Annotated in this window: 14 protein-coding genes; 7 read left to right on the top strand and 7 right to left on the bottom strand. The window is 62.7% G+C overall.

Annotated elements, in window-relative coordinates; genetic code table 11:
* Position 1: 1 nt before the first annotated feature.
* From AC5J09_RS15590 to AC5J09_RS15575, 4 genes are all read right to left on the bottom strand, one after another.
* Positions 2-913 carry an ABC transporter permease subunit gene (locus AC5J09_RS15590; protein ID WP_018094269.1) on the bottom strand — a complete coding sequence of 304 codons (912 nt, stop codon included), beginning with the start codon at positions 911-913 and terminating at the stop codon, positions 2-4.
* A gap of 4 nt (positions 914-917) precedes the next feature.
* On the bottom strand, positions 918-2,060 hold the full coding sequence (locus AC5J09_RS15585; protein ID WP_494297970.1) for an ABC transporter ATP-binding protein: 1,143 nt from the start codon (positions 2,058-2,060) through the stop codon (positions 918-920).
* A gap of 115 nt (positions 2,061-2,175) precedes the next feature.
* On the bottom strand, positions 2,176-3,270 hold the full coding sequence (locus tag AC5J09_RS15580; protein WP_018094267.1) for a polyamine ABC transporter substrate-binding protein: 1,095 nt from the start codon (positions 3,268-3,270) through the stop codon (positions 2,176-2,178).
* 276 nt (positions 3,271-3,546) lie between these two features.
* Entirely contained in the window at positions 3,547-4,959 is a 1,413-nt protein-coding gene (locus tag AC5J09_RS15575) for a helix-turn-helix domain-containing protein (protein WP_494297969.1), read from the bottom strand.
* 227 nt (positions 4,960-5,186) lie between these two features.
* Between AC5J09_RS15575 and aceA the strand changes: the two genes are divergently transcribed.
* Positions 5,187-6,476, top strand: a complete 1,290-nt coding sequence (aceA, locus tag AC5J09_RS15570; protein ID WP_100669517.1) for an isocitrate lyase — start codon at positions 5,187-5,189, stop codon at positions 6,474-6,476.
* Positions 6,477-6,584: 108 nt separating this feature from the next.
* Positions 6,585-6,824, top strand: coding sequence for an SMc00767 family acetate metabolism repressor (locus tag AC5J09_RS15565; protein WP_003527087.1), 240 nt, complete (start codon positions 6,585-6,587; stop codon positions 6,822-6,824).
* A gap of 164 nt (positions 6,825-6,988) precedes the next feature.
* Here AC5J09_RS15565 and AC5J09_RS15560 read toward each other — a convergent pair whose 3' ends face one another.
* Positions 6,989-7,864, bottom strand: coding sequence for a LysR family transcriptional regulator (locus tag AC5J09_RS15560; RefSeq protein ID WP_494297968.1), 876 nt, complete (start codon positions 7,862-7,864; stop codon positions 6,989-6,991).
* Between the two features lie 89 nt (positions 7,865-7,953).
* On the opposite strand from AC5J09_RS15560, the gene AC5J09_RS15555 reads away from it, so the two are divergent.
* Positions 7,954-8,160 carry a hypothetical protein gene (locus tag AC5J09_RS15555; RefSeq protein WP_100669521.1) on the top strand — a complete coding sequence of 69 codons (207 nt, stop codon included), beginning with the start codon at positions 7,954-7,956 and terminating at the stop codon, positions 8,158-8,160.
* A 51-nt stretch (positions 8,161-8,211) separates the two neighbouring features.
* Here AC5J09_RS15555 and AC5J09_RS15550 read toward each other — a convergent pair whose 3' ends face one another.
* Both AC5J09_RS15550 and AC5J09_RS15545 read right to left on the bottom strand, forming a co-directional pair.
* The gene (locus AC5J09_RS15550) at positions 8,212-10,737 is read right to left on the bottom strand and encodes a methyl-accepting chemotaxis protein (protein ID WP_494297967.1); all 2,526 of its coding nucleotides are present in this window, start codon (positions 10,735-10,737) and stop codon (positions 8,212-8,214) included.
* A 749-nt stretch (positions 10,738-11,486) separates the two neighbouring features.
* Positions 11,487-12,671 carry a BaiN/RdsA family NAD(P)/FAD-dependent oxidoreductase gene (locus AC5J09_RS15545; protein ID WP_494297966.1) on the bottom strand — a complete coding sequence of 395 codons (1,185 nt, stop codon included), beginning with the start codon at positions 12,669-12,671 and terminating at the stop codon, positions 11,487-11,489.
* 124 nt (positions 12,672-12,795) lie between these two features.
* Here AC5J09_RS15545 and AC5J09_RS15540 point away from each other — a divergent pair, with 124 nt between their 5' ends.
* The 4 genes from AC5J09_RS15540 (at position 12,796) to pgl (ending at position 17,915) form a co-directional block, all read left to right on the top strand.
* Positions 12,796-14,232, top strand: a complete 1,437-nt coding sequence (locus tag AC5J09_RS15540) for a glutamine synthetase family protein (protein WP_018094261.1) — start codon at positions 12,796-12,798, stop codon at positions 14,230-14,232.
* 16 nt (positions 14,233-14,248) lie between these two features.
* Positions 14,249-15,535, top strand: coding sequence for an NAD(P)/FAD-dependent oxidoreductase (locus tag AC5J09_RS15535; protein ID WP_100669529.1), 1,287 nt, complete (start codon positions 14,249-14,251; stop codon positions 15,533-15,535).
* A 197-nt stretch (positions 15,536-15,732) separates the two neighbouring features.
* The gene (gene zwf, locus AC5J09_RS15530) at positions 15,733-17,208 is read left to right on the top strand and encodes a glucose-6-phosphate dehydrogenase (protein ID WP_018094259.1); all 1,476 of its coding nucleotides are present in this window, start codon (positions 15,733-15,735) and stop codon (positions 17,206-17,208) included.
* A gap of 8 nt (positions 17,209-17,216) precedes the next feature.
* Entirely contained in the window at positions 17,217-17,915 is a 699-nt protein-coding gene (gene pgl, locus AC5J09_RS15525; protein ID WP_494297965.1) for a 6-phosphogluconolactonase, read from the top strand.
* Positions 17,916-17,925: the final 10 nt, after the last annotated feature.

Below are 17,925 nucleotides of genomic sequence, written 5' to 3'. Positions count from 1 at the left end.
CTCACCTCCCCTCGCCGTCGGTTCTGGCCTGGATGTTCTGGAAATAGACGATGGGTATCACCAGGATCATGAGCAGGATGATCGCCACGGCAGACGAAACCGGCCAGTCGCGATTGGAATTGAACTCGCTCCACAAGGTCTTGCCGATCATCAGCGTTTCCGAGCCGCCGAGGAGGTCGGGAATCACGAATTCGCCGACAGCCGGAATGAAAACGAGCAGGCAGCCGGCCACGACGCCGGGGAGCGACAGGGGAAAGGTCACGCGCCAGAAGGCGGCGGCAGGCGTGCAGCCGAGGTCTTGGGCGGCTTCGGTCAGCGAATGGTCCATCTTCTCAAGGGCCGAGTAGATCGGCAGCACCATGAAGGGCAGATAGGAATAGACGATGCCGATATAGATCGCCCAATTGGTGTTGAGGATGATGAGCGGCTGATCGATCAGGCCGACCGCCGACAGAAACTGGTTGAGCAGGCCCTCCGGCTTCAGGATGGCGATCCAGGCATAGACGCGGATCAGAAAGCTCGTCCAGAAGGGCAGGATCACCATCATCAGCAGCGTGGGTCGCAGCGAACGCGGCGCCTTCGCCATGCCATAGGCGATCGGATAGCCGATCAGGAGCGTCAGAAGGGTCGAGATGGCGGCGATGACGACGCTCGATATATAGGCGTTGAAATAGAGGACGTCCTCCGTCAGCCATACGTAATTGTCGAGCGAGAATTCGCCGAGCTTCTCCACGATGCCGGAAAGGCCGCCCGCCAGGTCGAAGACTGGCATATAGGGCGGCATAGCGACGGCCGTCTGCGACAGCGAGATGCGGAAGACGATGAAGAAAGGAATGAGGAAGAAGAACAGGAGCCAGGCATAGGGAATGATTATGACCAGGCGGCTGACGATGGCTGAGGCGAGTTTCGCCATGGCTTCAATCCTTCAAAACGACGCCCGCATCTTCACCGAAGGAGATCCAGACCTGCTGGTCGTAACCGAGCGGGTCCTCGACCGCCCGCACCGCGTTCAGCGATGACGCCTTGACGACCTTGCCGTCCTTCAGCCGGATGTGAAAAACCGTCATATCGCCGAGATAGCCGATGTCCCATATCTCGCCCTCGGCGGCGTTCACCGGCGCATGCGCCGGCGGCTGTCGGCCAATTCTGATCTTCTCGGGCCGGATGGCGACGGCCGCCTTTGCGCCGTTTCCCGGTGTTTCCGGCGACGCCATCCGGACCGGTATACCGCCCGTCGTCTCGACACGTATATAGCCGTCTCCGGCCGAGGTGACCTTGCCGTCGAATATGTTCACGTCGCCGATGAAATCGGCGACGAAGCGCGAATTCGGCGCTTCGTAGATCTCCGCCGGCGTCGCCACCTGGACGACCTTGCCGTGGCTCATGACGGCGATGCGGTCCGCCATGGTCATCGCCTCCTCCTGGTCGTGAGTGACGACGACGAAGGTGAGGCCGAGTTCCTGCTGGAGGTCCATGAGCTCGAATTGCGTTTCCTCGCGCAGCTTCTTGTCGAGCGCGCCGAGCGGCTCATCGAGCAGCAGCACCTTCGGCCGCTTTGCCAGAGAACGGGCAAGGGCGACGCGCTGGCGCTGGCCGCCGGAAAGCTGATGCGGCTTGCGCCTGGCGAACTTCTCGAGCTTGACGAGCTTCAGCATCTGCGCGACGCGTTCGGCGATGTCCGCTTTCGGCATTCCGTCCTGCTTCAGGCCGAAGGCGACGTTGTTTTCGACCGTCATGTGCGGAAACAGCGCATAGGACTGGAACATCATATTGACCGGGCGGCGGTAGGGCGGGATGCCCGCTAGGCTCTGGCCGTCGAGGATGATTTCGCCCGATGTCGGTTGCTCGAAACCGGCCAGCATCCGCAGGAGGGTGGATTTGCCGCAGCCCGAAGCGCCGAGCAGGGCGAAGAATTCGCGCGTGTAGATGTTCAGTGAAAGATCGTCCACGGCGGTGAAGTCACCGAACTTCTTGGTGACGTTCTTGACGGAAATGAAAGGCTTGGAGGCGGGGTCCGCCCATGGCGCGAAAGAACGCCGGATACTTCCGAGAGACTTCATCATCTATCCTCGAATGGCACAGCCCATACGCAATGGACGGCGCCGACACGTCGAGAGTTGAGCGCAGAAACATGCAGAAAATTGCCCGGATTTGAGGTCCGGGCAATTCGTTTTCCTACTGACCAGTGACGATCTTGGTCCAGAGCCGGGTCAATACCCTCTGCTCCTTGGCCTCGAAGGGCGTCGTGGTGAAGAGTTTCTGCATCACGGCATCGGATGGATAAATGGCGGTGTCTTCGAGCACTTCCTTGTCGAGGAACTCCTGCGAGGCCTTGTTGCCGTTGGCGTAGAACACGTAGTTCGAGGCCTTGGCGATGACTTCCGGCTTCATCATGTAGTTGATGAACTCATGCGCCTCGGCGACATGCGGCGCATCGGCGGGGATAGCCAGCATATCGAACCACATCTGGGCGCCCTGCTCCGGGATCGAGTAGTCGACGGTTACGCCGGCCTTGGCCTCGGCCGCCCGGTCGCGCGCCTGGAAGACGTCGCCGGAGAAGCCGACGGCGAGGCAGATGTCGCCGTTCGCCAGCGCGTTGATATATTCGGACGAATGGAACTTGCGGATATTGGGCCGGACCTTCATCAGCAGGTCGGCTGCCTTTTCGAGGTCCGCCTGGTCGTGGCTGTCGGGATTGAGCCCCAGATAGGCGAGCGCCGAGGGCATGATGTCGGTGGGCGAATCGAGGAGATGGATGCCGCAGTCCTTGAACTTCGCCGCAATCTCCGGGTCGAAAATGACATCCCAGTTCGGCTTCTCGTCCGTGCCGAGAATCTCCTTCATCTTCTCGACATTGTAGCCGATGCCGGTCGTGCCCCACATGTAGTCGACGGCGTATTCGTTGCCGGGATCGTACTGCGCGGTACGCTCCATGACCATGTCCCACATGTTGGAAATGTTCGGCAGTTTCGACTTGTCTAGCTTCTGGAACACCCCGGCAGCAATCTGGCGCTGCAGGAAATAGGCCGTCGGAACGACGACGTCGTAACCGGAACCGCCGGCGAGCAGCTTCGTTTCCAGAATCTCGTTCGAGTCGAACACGTCATAGACGACCTTGATGCCGGTCTCCTTGGTGAAATCCTCGAGGATACTGTCATCGATATAGTCCGACCAGTTATAGACGTTGACGACCCGCTCCTGGGCCGAAGCCAGCATGGTCGATCCCGCAAGCACCGCGGTGGTCAAGGTTGCGACGATGAGTTTGGACATGCAACTCCCCTCTTGATTATCGGCTCGGGACAGTAATTTCTTCTCCAGTGCCGTTACGCCCCGTCTTTTGATCGTGCCGATGCGGAGGTTAGGCATCTTTCTCGATAAGCTCAAGGAGTTAGAGCGGTTCCAGGAAAAAAGTGGTTCGCGGTTTTTCACGCGAAAATTCCTCCTCTTACCGCACTCTGTCCTTGTCGCAGGGATGGGGAGCGCTTCGGGGAGTTGCTGGCGTCATAACGACATCAGCCTGCGGATTGCGTGCCATTTCGCGCGGCCTCACTGAAAGTCGAAGACGCTCAGCCCGGTGGCCATTTCGTCGAGACCGAGCGGTCGGGTGATCGGCGGTTCGGCGCGCGCCAGGCACCCCTGCCGCTCGCAAAGCCGGCAGGCCGGACCGATTGCGATCGCCGGCATGACTGCGGCGGCGCCATAGACCATCTCGTTCGCGAAGGCGGCCTCGCAACCGACGAGGATCGCGGTTCGCCGAACCCGTTCGTGGAAGGCGGCCTGCGGACCGTCGACGGTGCGTGCGACAGTGATGAATTCAGTGCCGTCAGGCATTCCGACCCGATCGACGAGAACCTGGCCAGGCACGGCAAAGGCAGCCTGGACGTTGAGCTTGGGACAGCCGCCGCCGAACCGGGCATGGGGAAATCCCTGCGCCCCGGCGCGACGCAACCTGTTGCCGGCGCTGTCGATCTCGATGAGAAAAAACGGAACCCCCGCCGCACCGGGCCGCTGCAGCATCGTCAGACGGTTGGCGACCTGCTCGTAGGAGACCTGGAAACGCGCCGCCAGGACAGCCACATCGTATTTCATCCGCTGCGCGGCGGCGAGAAATGCCGCATAGGGCATCATCAGCGCATGGGCGGCATAGCGCGCGAGTTCGAAGCGGCCGATGCGCCGCGCTTCGGCCGTGGCAAAGCGGAACTGCTCGAGCTCGGCGGCAATCGCCTCATGGCAGGCGATCGAAGCCACCTCGATCGCGATCTCGCGCAGCTGATCGAAGGGCGACAGGCGTTCGGAGACGAAGAGGCGCATCGAGTGGCGGTCGAAGCGGCGGCGCAGGGTGGGCATCACGTGCACCGGCAGCGTCCGCACCGCCAGTCCGTGCTCCCTTCTGAGCCAAGCCTTCATTGCGCCTGAAAGATCGTCTCCGGGCGAGAGGCTTGCATGCAGGGCCTCCGCCGCCTCCTCTATGCGGGCGAAGTGATTGGCCCGTGCCTCGAACGCCTCGCGGACTTCGTCCATCGGCAGGCGCGTATCCGCAAGTGCCGCCATGTGTCCCTCGCCCGCCAGCAGGGCGGCGAGATCCCTCAGCCGCGACGCCTGTTCGCGGTAGGCGCGATGAAGTTTGACGATGCCACCCGAGACGTTCGGCGCCGCTTCGGCGACCTCCACCAACTCCTGATCCCCCGGCAGTTCGCCGGCAAGCAGCGGATCGGCAAAGACCTCGCGTAGCTGCGCAAGACCGCTGCCCGCCTCGCCCTGGAGCTCTTCGAGGTCGACCTTGTAGACGGAGGCCAGTTTCAAGAGCAGTTGCACCGTCAGCGGCCGCTGGTTGCGCTCGATGAGGTTCAGATAGGAAGGAGAGATGCCAAGCGCCTCGGCCATGGCCGTCTGCGTCAGCTGAAGGCCGTTTCGGATTCGCCTGACCCGCGGCCCGGCAAAGATCTTGTTCTCGGCCATTGTAATTCCCTTTACAAATTCGGCAAATGATCCGCTTTGACATCTTTTACAAATTTACTTCCGCATACTGTCAAAGGCAAGACAAGCTAACCCGTTTCCAGCCGCCAGCTACGGGAATTCGATAGCAGGTTTATGCAGCGCAATGTAAAAACTGTCACATGATCTTTCGGCCTAGAGGCGCCGAAAGACGAAAGCCGAAGACGAAGCGATTTCACCAGGAGGCAAGTATGACTGATTTTTACAAGCTCGTTCCAAATGCGCCGGAGGGGCGCTTCGATGGAATCGAGCGGCCCTATTCCGCCGAGGACGTGAAGCGGCTCAGGGGCTCGGTGGAGATCCGTTATTCGCTTGCCGAAATGGGTGCGAACCGCCTCTGGAAGCTCATCCATGAGGAGGACTTCGTCAATGCACTCGGCGCGCTTTCCGGCAATCAGGCGATGCAGATGGTGCGCGCGGGCTTGAAGGCGATCTATCTCTCCGGCTGGCAGGTCGCAGCCGACGCCAACACCGCTTCCGCCATGTATCCGGACCAGTCGCTCTATCCGGCCAACGCGGCTCCGGAACTTGCCAAGCGCATCAATCGCACGCTTCAGCGCGCCGATCAGATCGAGACGGCGGAAGGCAAGGGTCTCTCCGTCGATACATGGTTCGCTCCGATCGTCGCCGATGCGGAAGCCGGCTTCGGCGGGCCGCTCAACGCCTTCGAGATCATGAAGGCCTTCATCGAAGCGGGTGCGGCGGGCGTCCACTACGAGGACCAGCTCGCGTCGGAAAAGAAGTGCGGGCATCTCGGCGGCAAGGTGCTGATCCCGACCGCGGCGCATATCCGCAATCTGAACGCGGCACGGCTTGCCGCCGACGTAATGGGTACGCCGACGCTGGTCATCGCCCGCACCGACGCGGAAGCGGCGAAGCTGCTCACCTCCGATATCGACGAGCGCGACCGCCCCTTCGTCGACTACGATGCCGGCCGCACCGTCGAGGGCTTTTACCAGGTGAAGAACGGCATCGAGCCCTGCATCGCCCGCGCGATCGCCTATGCACCGCATTGCGATCTCATCTGGTGCGAGACCTCCAAGCCCGATCTGGAGCAGGCGCGCAAGTTCGCCGAAGGCGTGCACAGGGCGCATCCGGGCAAGCTGCTCGCCTATAATTGCTCGCCGTCCTTCAACTGGAAAAAGAACCTCGACGACGCGACGATCGCCAAGTTCCAGCGCGAATTGGGTGCCATGGGCTACAAGTTCCAGTTCATCACGCTCGCCGGTTTCCACCAGCTGAACTACGGCATGTTCGAACTGGCGCGCGGCTACAGGGACCGGCAGATGGCGGCCTATTCGGAACTGCAGGAAGCGGAATTCGCAGCCGAAGCCAACGGCTATACGGCGACCAAGCACCAGCGCGAAGTGGGGACCGGCTATTTCGATGCCGTGTCGGTCGCGATCACCGGCGGCCAGTCGTCGACCACTGCCATGAAGGAATCCACCGAGCACGATCAGTTCCGCCCGGCAGCAGAATGAACGAGCGGGACGCGCGGCACCCCTGCCCCGCCGCGCGTCCCCAACCAGACCTCGAAACTGAAGCGGGTCGAAGATGTCCCCGCGACCATCGCCCAGAGGAGCACTCCGATGACTGTACAGACACGCGTCAAGGAACGGGCCGAGGAACAATCGTCGGCCATGACACCGGAACAGCAGGCGGCGATCCGCATGGTCGCCAACGACCTGCACCGCCTCAACCAGGCCGTCATGAAGGCCGTGGACGCCGGCGTTTCCGTCGAACTGGTCCGTTCGGCCCGCCATCACGGCGGCGACGGCAACTGGGGCGATCTGCTGATCCCCGTCATCGTCACCCAGGGACGGCACTGATGGCTGTCGTCACCTGGACAACGGTAGCACTCATCCTTTCCGCCCTGAGTTGCAGCCACTTCAACAGGCAAAGGCCGGCGGTCCGCGAGGTCCGCGCCGGACGAGGTCGACACAAATGAAACGTGACCGGCCGGCCGCAGCGCCGGCCGGTCCCGTTTGGAGGCTCATGCCGAATTGCGCGGCGGGCGCTTGCCGGCAAAAAGGTCCGTGTGGCTGCGCAGGAAACGCGTCATCCGGTCTACGACGGTTCGGATGTCGCGCCTGTAGCGATCCTCGTTGTTCATGACGATCCACTGCCGGTGTCTGAGCGGCTCGATCTCGTCTCCCACCCGCTCGAGCAAGGGATCGAGATCGCCGACGAAACAGGGCAGCACCGCCCGTCCCGCGCCGGCTCGCGCGAGGTCCAGCAATGAGCGAGGCCGTGTGACGGTTGCAACGATCCGGCCCGGCGCATGCTCGTGCGGCCATCTCAGATAGGCCGATATTGCATCCCCTTCGGCGACTGCGACCCAGCGTTCCATTCCGCCCGGCGCGTTCTTCTGCCGGTAGGCGGCATAGGCGACTTCGCCCACCGGCCGCGCCGCAAGATAACTTTCCTCCGGTTCGAAGGCACGGATGCCGATATCGCTTTCGCGATAGGCCAGATTCGCTCGCGCCTCGCCGATCGTCAGAGAAAGGCCGAAAGCGTCCCTTTCCGTGCAGATGGCGGGAAAATTCTCGGCGATCAGCCAGGAGACCCATGTGCCGGCCGCGATGCGGACAACGGTCGCCCCCTCGCCCTCCTTCTGCCAGCTTTCGACCTTGCGGGCCGCCGCCTCCATTTCCTGCAGCTGTTCGAAGAGAAAGCGGCCGTCTCCCGTCAGCGTGTAGCCGGTCTGGCTGCGGATGAAGAGCGAGCGGCCGGTGCGCTCCTCGAGCTCCAGCATCCGGCGGCCGACCGTCGCGGGGCTGAGCCCCGTCGCCTGCGCCGCCCCGGTCAACCCGCCGGTACGCGCCACCGTGACGAAGCAGCGGTATATGTCCCAGTCCGTGTTTTTCATAACTGAAAAACATATGGGGAAATCGGCTGTATGTAAAACAATTCCGGATGCATAAAAAAGGGGATGCCCAAGAATGAAGGAGCATCACCATGGATATGATGGCAATGGCACTGCTGTTCGATATGGCTTCGAGGAACCGTCCCTGGGACGAGAGGTTCGAACCCCCACCGCAGAGCCGTCGGCGGCCCTTCGCGAAGCGCCTGCTTGCGGCAGTGTTCCGCAAGCGGCAACCGGCGGAGACAAGCGATGGTTGTGGCGGCAGCTTTACTGTTTCCTGCGCCGGCGGCGCCAAATGAAAGCGCCGCGCATCCGGGATGCGCGGCGCCATTCAATGCGTTTGAATCCGGCTATGCCGCCCGGTAGCTGTGGTCGGCTGCGGCCGGCGGCTCGAGCCGGAACTGCTCGACGAGCATCATCAGCGTATCCGCCTGATTGGCGAGCGCCCGACTGGTGCCGGTCGCCTCCTCGACCATCGAGGCGTTCTGCTGCGTCATCTGGTCCATCTGGTTGACGGAACCGTTTACCTCGTTCAGGGCCGCAGCCTGATCGCGGCTGGCCGTGGCGATCATCTCGACATGCTGGCTGATCGTGACGATCTCGGCGCTGATCGAGGCGAGCACCGCGCCCGTTTCCTTGACGAGACGTGAGCCGGAACTCACCTCTTCGGTCGATTTATCGATCAGCCCCTTGATCTCTCGCGCCGCCTCGGCCGAGCGCTGCGCCAGTTCGCGTACTTCCTGCGCGACGACGGCAAAGCCCTTGCCCGCCTCGCCGGCACGCGCCGCTTCGATACCGGCATTGAGCGCCAGAAGGTTGGTCTGGAAGGCGATATCGTCGATCACTTCGATGATCTGCTCGATCTGACGGGAGGCCGCCTCGATGCGTCCCATGGCGGCGACGGCGCTGGTGACGACCGTTGCCGAACTGTCGGCGCTCCGCTTCGTATGAGACACGGCCTGGTTCGCCTCGTGCGCCCGCTCCGCCGAGGAGCGTACCGTCACGGTGATCTGGTCGACGGCCGCGGCCGTCTCCTCGAGCGAGGCGGCCTGAGCCTCCGTCCGTTTCGACAGCGCGTCGGCGGACCGATGCATGTCGGCGCCACCCTGCTGGATCGCCTGGGCATTGGCGCGAATCTGCGCCAGCGTGTCCTGAAGGCGGACGAGCGATCCGTTGAAGTCCAGCCGCAACTGTTCGAGGCGGCCGGCGAAGGGCACCTCGATCTGACGCGACAGGTCTCCCTGGGCCAGGCGTCCGAGTCCGGCTGCGAGCTCGCTCACCGCAAGATCGATCTGCCTGTCGAGCTCGCGCTTCTCCGCATCGTTGCGGCTGCGCTCGGCTTCCGCGCGGGCACGCTCTTCGGCGCTTTCCGCCTCGATGCGCACCTTGGAGAGCGCATTTTCCTTGAAGACGCCGAGAGCACGCGCCATGTCGCCGATCTCGTCGCGGCGCGTGCCGCCGTCGATCGACGTATCGAGCGCGCCGTCCGCCAACCGCCGCATGGCGGCGGTGATCTGGCCGATCGGCTTTTTCAGCGTGAGCGTGAGCGCGATGCCTGCCAGAAGCGCGATCACGACGCCGGTGATCGTCGCCGCAACGGAGATCTGATTGGCTTCCGCGCGTTCGCTGCCGGCGGCGACCTTCTGCTGCTCGGCAAAACCGGTGAGATCGCTCCAGATCTCGTTGATCGCGGCGCCTGCGGCCTCGAATTCCACAGTGCGCTTATCCGAGATCTTGACCAGCGCAAGGCCATCCTTCTTCATCCCCTCGATGATCGGCAGAAGTGCGCCGGCGGCCTGATCGAAGAAGCTCATGCCGCTCGCGATGCCGCGCAGAGTGGTGAGGTTGGACTGGACTGCAAGGAACTTGTCGAGAAGCTTCTTGCGGCTTTCCTCGCTCGTCGTTCCGAGAAATGCCGCGGCGGCGATCTGGATGTCCGTAAGCGATGTGGAGAGCCTGCGTGTCGCGGTCAGCACCGACTCGGTGCCCGCGATCTTGCCGTCGAGCTCGCTGAATATCTGCGTCGCCTCGCGCATCTTGCCGACCGAAGCTGCCTCCAATCGGAAACTGGCGGTGCGGAAACGGTCGACATATTTGGAAAGGCCGGCGAGCGTTTCAGGGCCGGGCGGCGCCTTGATAAGTGCGCCGATCGTCCCGGAAGCAGAATTGACGGTTTCGGCAAGAGATTTCTCGCCCTTCGGCAAAAGCACGAAGATATCCCGTTGCGTGCGGCCTATGGCCGGGTAGTGGCCCTCTGCGACCTTGAGCTTCTCCTCGACCGTTATCGCCCCGCTCACCTCGGTCGCGAATTCGGCATAGAAGCGGCTGGCGCGCATGAGTTTTTCGGCGTTGCGCAGCATCGTCTTCGCCGCATTCTCGTCCTTGCGCACCGCGTATTGCAGCCGGTTCGCCTCGTCGTTGATCTTCGCCTGTTCGGCCGCCAGGCGCTCCAGACCGGCCCTCGTCTCGGCCCGGAGCTTCTGCTCGCCTTCATGCAATGTCCAGAGCCCGTCGATGCGCGTCTCGATGTCGCTGGTCGCGGCAATGGCGGCAGCCAGCTCGTCTTGGCCGTTTCCGCCCGCAACCTGCGCCGCAGTTTCGGCCAGAACTTCCTTCTGCGTGACGATTGCATCCTTGAGCATCCGGCGACTTTCGTCGGTCGTCCGCTGCAGGAAGCTGTTCATCTGGGCATAGACGTCCTTGAAGCCGCTCAGCGTCTTGAGGACGCTGTTCGAAATCTCCATGCGGCCCTGCAGCAGTCCGGAGGCATAGAGTCCGGTTATCCCGACGGCCGAGATGCTGACGACGAAGGGCAGGATGAAGAACAGAACCTTCGTCTGAATCTTGAAGCGGGCAAGTATCCTGTCGATGAGCATGGAAAACACCTTGGCTACAGCGCGCGTTCGCCTCCCCGATGGCTCGAAGCGCTCCGGGGCGCGTCAGGTGAACGCACCAAAGGCGCTCGGGCGCCACCCGATGCGCAAACAGGCTGATGTTTTTCGGAAAGTCATGCGACGCACGCCGCCAGCCCGCCAGCAGTCATTGCGGGACCGCGCAGCCGGCTTGGCGGCGAGGACCTGGCGGTGCTCATTTGCTCGCCATAATCGTTTCAAACGATTAAGAATTCCATAAGCGGAATTGGCCCCGTGCGGAGGGAATACCGGTCCCCCGGCGTATCGACGGGGTTCGTCGGAAGCGACGCTTTAAAGCCAGGAAAAGAGAGCAACGGCCGTGACGGCAAACAGAGCGAGCGTCGCGAGGTAAGCCGTCAATTCGTTCTGCCCGCGGCTTTTCTCTGCGCGGGCTATGGCTATTGCACGGGGACGGCGGCGTTGCTGGTTCATGGCCTCTTGTCCTTGTCGCTGCAGCACCGAGCGTCTCGGGCGCGCAAAGGTCGCTGCAGCACTACGAGTTGCCGGCAAAGACCGGTCTGCCTTTGCCGTTACGATCATGGTGCATCCATCCTGCGGCTGAAGAAAGTCCCCGAAATGGAAACAATGTGGTTTCCGCTTGTTGACTTCCGCTGCCTTCGCGGCTGTCGCGCCATGATAAACAGGTTCAGTAATTTCCGTTATATTTCCCTTAAGAATGGCTGAAGAAGCAAATCACCAATTTTGCCGCACGGTTACACGTCTTGACCGGCGACGAAGCCCGACGCCCAGGCCCATTGGAAATTGTAGCCTCCGAGCCAGCCGGTCACGTCGACACACTCGCCGACGAAGTAGAGGCCGGGGATCTCGTTTGCCTGCATGGTCCGGGAGTCGAGCGCACGCGTATCGACGCCGCCGAGCGTGACCTCGGCCGTCCGGTAGCCTTCCGATCCCGCCGGCTTTACCGCCCAGGCCTGGATGGAGCTGGAAAGCGCGTCGATCGCCTTGTCGGAAAGGTCGGCAAGCAGGCGCCCCGTCAGCTTCGCTTCGTCGGCGAAGAACTGCGCGAGCCGGCGCGGCAGGATGTCGGCAAGTGCCGTCTGGACTGCCTGGCGGCCGTTCGTCCGGCGCATTCCCTTGAGGATCGAGGCGATATCGATGTCCGGCATCAGCCGGAGGACGATCTCCTCACCCTCACGCCAATAGGATGAAATCTGCAGGATAGCCGGCCCGCTCAAGCCTCGATGGGTGATGAGGACAGCTTCGCGGAAGGCGGCCTTCCCGAACCGCGCCTCGGCATCGGCCGCGACGCCGGCAAGCGCGCCGAGCTTGGTGAGCTGCGCCTGGTCGAGTGTCAGGGGAACCAGTGCCGGGCGGGTTTCGACAACTGGCAAGCCGAACTGCTCCGCGATGCGATAGGCAAGACCCGTCGCTCCCATTTTCGGGATGGACTTGCCGCCGCTTGCCACGACCAGCGAGGCGGCGTCGACCGCGCCGGCGCTCGTCGTCACACGGAACCCGGAGGCGGTCCTCTCAACCTCCCCGATGCTGGTTTCGAGCCTCAGTTGCACTCCCGCTGCCCTCATCTCCGCCATCAGCATGCGGATGATGTCCTTGGCCGAATGATCGCAGAAGAGCTGGCCGAGCGTTTTCTCGTGCCAGTCGATGCCATGGCGCTCGACCAAAGCGACGAAGTCCTGCGGCCGGTATCGGGCAAGCGCCGACTTGCAGAAATGCGGGTTGCCGGACAGGAAGTTCCTGGGGGACGCATGGATATTGGTGAAATTGCAGCGGCCGCCGCCGGAGATGCGGATCTTCTCGCCGGGCGCCCGGGCGTGGTCGATGACGAGCACCCGGCGCCCGCGCTTGCCCGCCTCGATGGCGCACATCATGCCGGCGGCGCCCGCCCCGATGATCACCACGTCCTGCATTTGCGCCACGGAAGCTCCCTTCTGTTTCCGTACCCTCCTTTCCGGTGAGCAGGGCGAAAGTCAATCGCGTGCATCTAGCTAATTGCCGAACTGCGGCTATGATTGCGCTATCCGAAGCCAAACCCGGTGATTTATGTCTTCCAAGAGAAGTGTTGCCCAAGAGACAGCAAAGGTCAGCAAGAGTTCGAAAATACCCCTCGCCCTGCATGCCGCCCGTGGCGTGAAGACCTGGACCGAAGCGGTCGACTGGCTCAAGATCCGCGGCATCGAAGATATCGAGTGCATCACGCCCGACCTTGCGGGCGTTGCGCGCGGCAAGATGATGCCGACGTCCAAGTTCACGTCCAATACCTCCCTTGCCTTGCCCTCGGCGATCTACCGGCACACGATTTCCGGCGAATATCCGGAGGAGACCGGGCAATTCCGCTATGATTCCCGCGACAGCGACATCAAGCTCGTTCCGGACCTGTCCACCCTTTCCATCGTTCCATGGGAAAGCGACCCGACGGCCCAGGTTATCTGCGACATCGTCGGCTCCCAGGGCGAGCAGATCAGCTATACGCCGCGCAACGTGCTGAAGCGCGTCATCGAGCTCTACCGGCAGAAGGGATGGAAACCGGTGGTCGCGCCGGAGATCGAATTCTATCTCGTCGCCCAGAACGACGATCCGGACTATCCGCTGCGGCCGCCGAAGGGCCGGTCCGGCCGTTCGATCCTCGGCGGCCAGGGCTATTCGATCGCCGGCATCAACGAGTTCGACGAGCTCATCGACGACATCTACCATTTCTCCGAAAAGCAAGGCCTCGAGATCGATACGCTGATCCACGAAGAGGGGCCGGCGCAGCTTGAGATCAACCTCAGGCACGGCGATCCCATCGAGCTTGCCGACCAGGTCTTCCTTTTCAAGCGAACCATCCGCGAAGCTGCGCTGAAGCACGGAATCTATGCGACATTCATGGCGAAGCCCATGCAGGGCCAGCCCGGCTCCGCCATGCATATCCACCAATCGGTGGTCGACATCGAGACCGGCCGCAATATCTTCTCCAATCCCGACGGCTCACCCTCCCAGGCGTTCTTTTCCTTCATAGGCGGCATGCAGCTTTACGTGCCGCGGACGTTGTCGATGATGGCGCCCTATGTGAATTCCTATCGGCGCCTCACGCCGGACATGTCGGCGCCGGTCAACACCGCCTGGGGCTATGACAACCGGACCACGGCGTTCCGCATCCCTGTCTCGGATCCGGTCGCCCGGCGCATCGAGAACCGCCTGCCGAGCTCGGATGCCAACCCCTATCTGGCGCTCGCGGCCTCGCTCGGCTGCGGCTATCTCGGCATCATCGAGGGCCTGCAGGCGACACCGCCCACGGAACACACCGCCAATGAGGGCGAAATCGAACTGCCGCGAGGGCTGCTCGAGGCGGTTTCGCTGCTCGAATCGGCTCCCGCGCTGGCGGAGGTCTTCAGCGCCGAGTTCATCGCCATCTATGCCGGCGTGAAGCGCGGCGAGTTCGAAACCTTCATGCAGGTCATCAGCCCGTGGGAACGCGAGTTCCTGCTCCTGAATGTCTGATCCGGAATAGGTTTCCATGACCTGGCAAAGCCCGATTTCGCCCGGATATTCCTGGTACGAGGCGACGACTCCCGAGCGGCCCGCCTTCCCGGTCATGCCGGGCTCCCGCAAGGCCGACGTCGCCATTATCGGCGGCGGCTATACCGGCCTGCAGGCCGCCTGCAATCTCGCTCGGAGCGGGACCGACGTCACCCTGATCGACGCCTGCCGCTTCGGCGACGGCGCCTCGGGCCGCAATGGCGGGCAGTTCGGCACCGGGCAACGTGTCTGGGCCGACGAAACGGAGGAGGTGCTCGGCCGCGAATGGGCGCAGCGGCTCTTCGATATGGCCGAGAACGCCAAGCGCTATGTCCTGGGATTTGCCGAAGAGCACGCGATCGACATCGAATTCATGCCGGGCCAGCTCTCGGTCGGCCACAAGGCAAGCCTCGAAAGGGACTATCGCAACCACGTCGAGGCGATGACCGAGCGCTACGGCTATCCGCACCTTTCCTTCATGGATCGCGAGGAAACCGTGAGCCGGCTCGGCTCCAGCCATTACCACTTCGGTATCCGCGACACCGGGACCGGCCACATCCACCCGATGAAGCTGGTTGTGGGGCTCGTCAGACAGGCGGCGCTCGCCGGCGCCAATCTCTACGAGGGAACGAAGGCGCTCAAGATCGAGAAGAAGGGCGGCGCGGTCGTCATCGAGACGACGAGCGGCACGATCACGGCCGACCGGGCGCTAATCGCCTGCAACGGCTATATCGGCAATCTCGAGCCCGTGACCGCGAGCCACGTCATGCCGATCCGCTCCTTCATCGGCGCGACGACGGTGCTGCACGGCCATACTGGGATTCTGCCGGGGGGCGAATCGGTCGACGATTCGCGCTTCGTCGTACGCTATTTCCGAAAATCGAAAGACGGGCGGCTGCTCTTCGGCGGGCGCGAGGCCTACACTGCCGACAATCCGCGCGACATTTCGGCGCACATACGCCGGCAGATCTGCGAAATCTACCCGGATCTCGCCGATGTGGAGATCACTCACGCCTGGGGCGGCTCGGTCGGCATCACCATGCCGCGCCAACCCTTCTGCCGCGAGGTCATGCCGGGCGTCACCACGATCGGCGGTTACTCCGGCCATGGCGTCATGCTCGCCAATTATTGCGGCAAACTCTATGCCGAGCTCGCGCTCGGCAAGTCCACCGAGCTCGATCTGCTGAAGCAGCTTAAAATCCCGGCCTTCCCCGGCGGAACGCGGTTCCGCTCGGCACTCCTGTTCCTGGCGCTCAGCTGGTACGCACTGCGCGACCGGTTCTAAAGGGAAGGCCCCCCGAGGTTCCAGGCGGTGAGCGCAAAGTCCTTGAAATGCTGCATATTTCTGTTCCCCGGGCGGTGATGATATAAGGAGCGGTGTGTCGGCAGCCGTGCGGCCAGCCATTTTGTTGCGGTGCACCCTAGCCATTTTAAATCGATTAGATTATACCAGCCCAGACCTCAACGAGATCGAGACATCCCATGAGCAGCCAGATCATTCCCGTCGAACCGTTTGACTATGTGGTGTTCGGGGGCACCGGCGATCTTGCCGAGCGCAAGCTGCTGCCGGCACTCTACCACCGTCAGATGGAAGGCCAGTTCACGGAGCCGACGCGGATCATCGGCGCCTCGCGCGCGAGCCTTTCCCATGACGAATACCGCAAGTTCGCGAGCGACGCCCTGAAAGAACACCTGAAGGCCGGGGAGTTCAACGAGGCGGAAGTCGAGAAATTCACCTCACGTCTCTACTACGTCTCCGTCGACGCCAAGTCCGAACAGGGCTGGGACGATCTGAAGAAGCTCCTGGAAGAGGGCAAGGACCGTACCCGTGCCTTCTATCTCGCCGTCGGACCGGCGATCTTCAGCGACATTTCCGAAAAGATCCGCGATCACAAGCTCATCACCAGGAACACCCGAATCGTCGTCGAGAAGCCGATCGGCCGCGACCTCGCTTCCGCGACGGAGCTCAACGACACGATCGGAAAAGTCTTCCGCGAAGAGCAGATTTTCCGCATCGACCACTATCTCGGCAAGGAGACGGTGCAGAATCTGATGGCCCTGCGCTTTGCCAACGCGCTGTACGAGCCATTGTGGAATTCCGCCCACATCGACCACGTGCAGATCACCGTTTCTGAAGCCGTCGGGCTCGAGAATCGCGCAGGTTACTACGACAAGGCGGGCGCGCTGCGCGACATGGTGCAGAACCACATCCTCCAGCTCCTCTGTTTCGTCGCCATGGAGGCGCCGACGTCGATGGACGCGGAGGCCGTGCGCGACGAGAAGCTCAAGGTGCTTCGCGCGCTGAAGCCGATCACCGCCTCCAATGTCGAGCAGGTGACGGTCCGGGGCCAGTACCGCGCGGGCGCATCGTCCGGAGGTCCGGTCAAGGGTTATCTCGAAGAGCTCGAAGGAGGCGTTTCCAACACGGAAACCTTCGTCGCGATCAAGGCCGAAATAAGCAATTGGCGCTGGGCAGGCGTGCCCTTCTATCTGCGTACCGGAAAGCGCATGGCGGGCCGCATGTCGGAGATCGTCATCACCTTCAAGCAGATTCCGCACTCGATCTTCGATCAGAGCGCCGGCCGCATTTCGGCCAACCAGCTGATGATCCGCCTGCAGCCGAATGAAGGCGTCAAGCAGTCGCTGATGATCAAGGATCCCGGACCGGGCGGCATGCGGCTGAGGAACGTGCCCCTGGACATGAGCTTCGCCGAGGCCTTTGCGGTTCGCAATGCGGACGCCTATGAACGCCTGCTGCTGGACGTCATCCGCAACAACCAGACCCTGTTCGTGCGCCGCGACGAAGTGGAAGCGGCCTGGCAATGGATCGACCCGATCCTCAAGGCCTGGGAAGCAACCGGACAGCAGGTGCAAGGCTATACCGCCGGAACCTGGGGTCCGAGCCAATCGATCGCGCTGATCGAGCGCGACGGCCGTACTTGGAACGACGCGATCTAGGGCCGATCATGAGCGCAAACATGCACATATTCGAAAATCCGTCCGCACTGGCCGAGGCCCTCGCGGATGACGTCGGTGCAAGGCTCGCCGCCGCGATCGCTGCGAGAGGCACGGCAAGCTTCGCGGTATCGGGCGGCTCGACCCCGAAGGCCTTTTTCCGGTCGCTGTCGCGTCGCGAGCTCGATTGGTCGAAAGTGACGGTCACCCTCGTCGACGAGCGTTTCGTGCCACCGGAAAACGAGCGCTCCAACCACCGCCTGGTTGCCGATAACCTGCTCAAGGACGGGGCTGCCCAGGCGCGTTTCGTTCCGCTCTATCACGCGGCCGAGACTGCGGAAGCGGCCGCGGCGATCGCGAGCGACAGGACGGCAAGTCTCGGCGCACCCTTCGATGTCGTGGTGCTCGGCATGGGAACGGACGGGCATACGGCCTCGTTCTTTCCCGGGGGGACGCACCTTGAAGAGGCGCTCGACCCCACGACGCCGCGCGGCGTGATCACCATGGAAGCGGAAGGAGCCGGCGAACCCCGCCTCACCTTCACCTTCTCCAGCCTGCAGGATGCCGGCTATCTGGTGCTGCATATCGAAGGCAGCGGCAAGAAAGAGGTGCTTGCCCAGGCCCAGGCGCCCGGCGACGAGGCAGAGATGCCCATCCGGGCCGTGCTTCGGCGGGCCACATCGCCGCTGCAGATATACTGGGCGCCCTGAGGCGACCCGG

Source organism: Sinorhizobium sp. (genome assembly GCF_059070375.1).
This window is presented reverse-complemented; position numbering and strand designations above follow the sequence as displayed.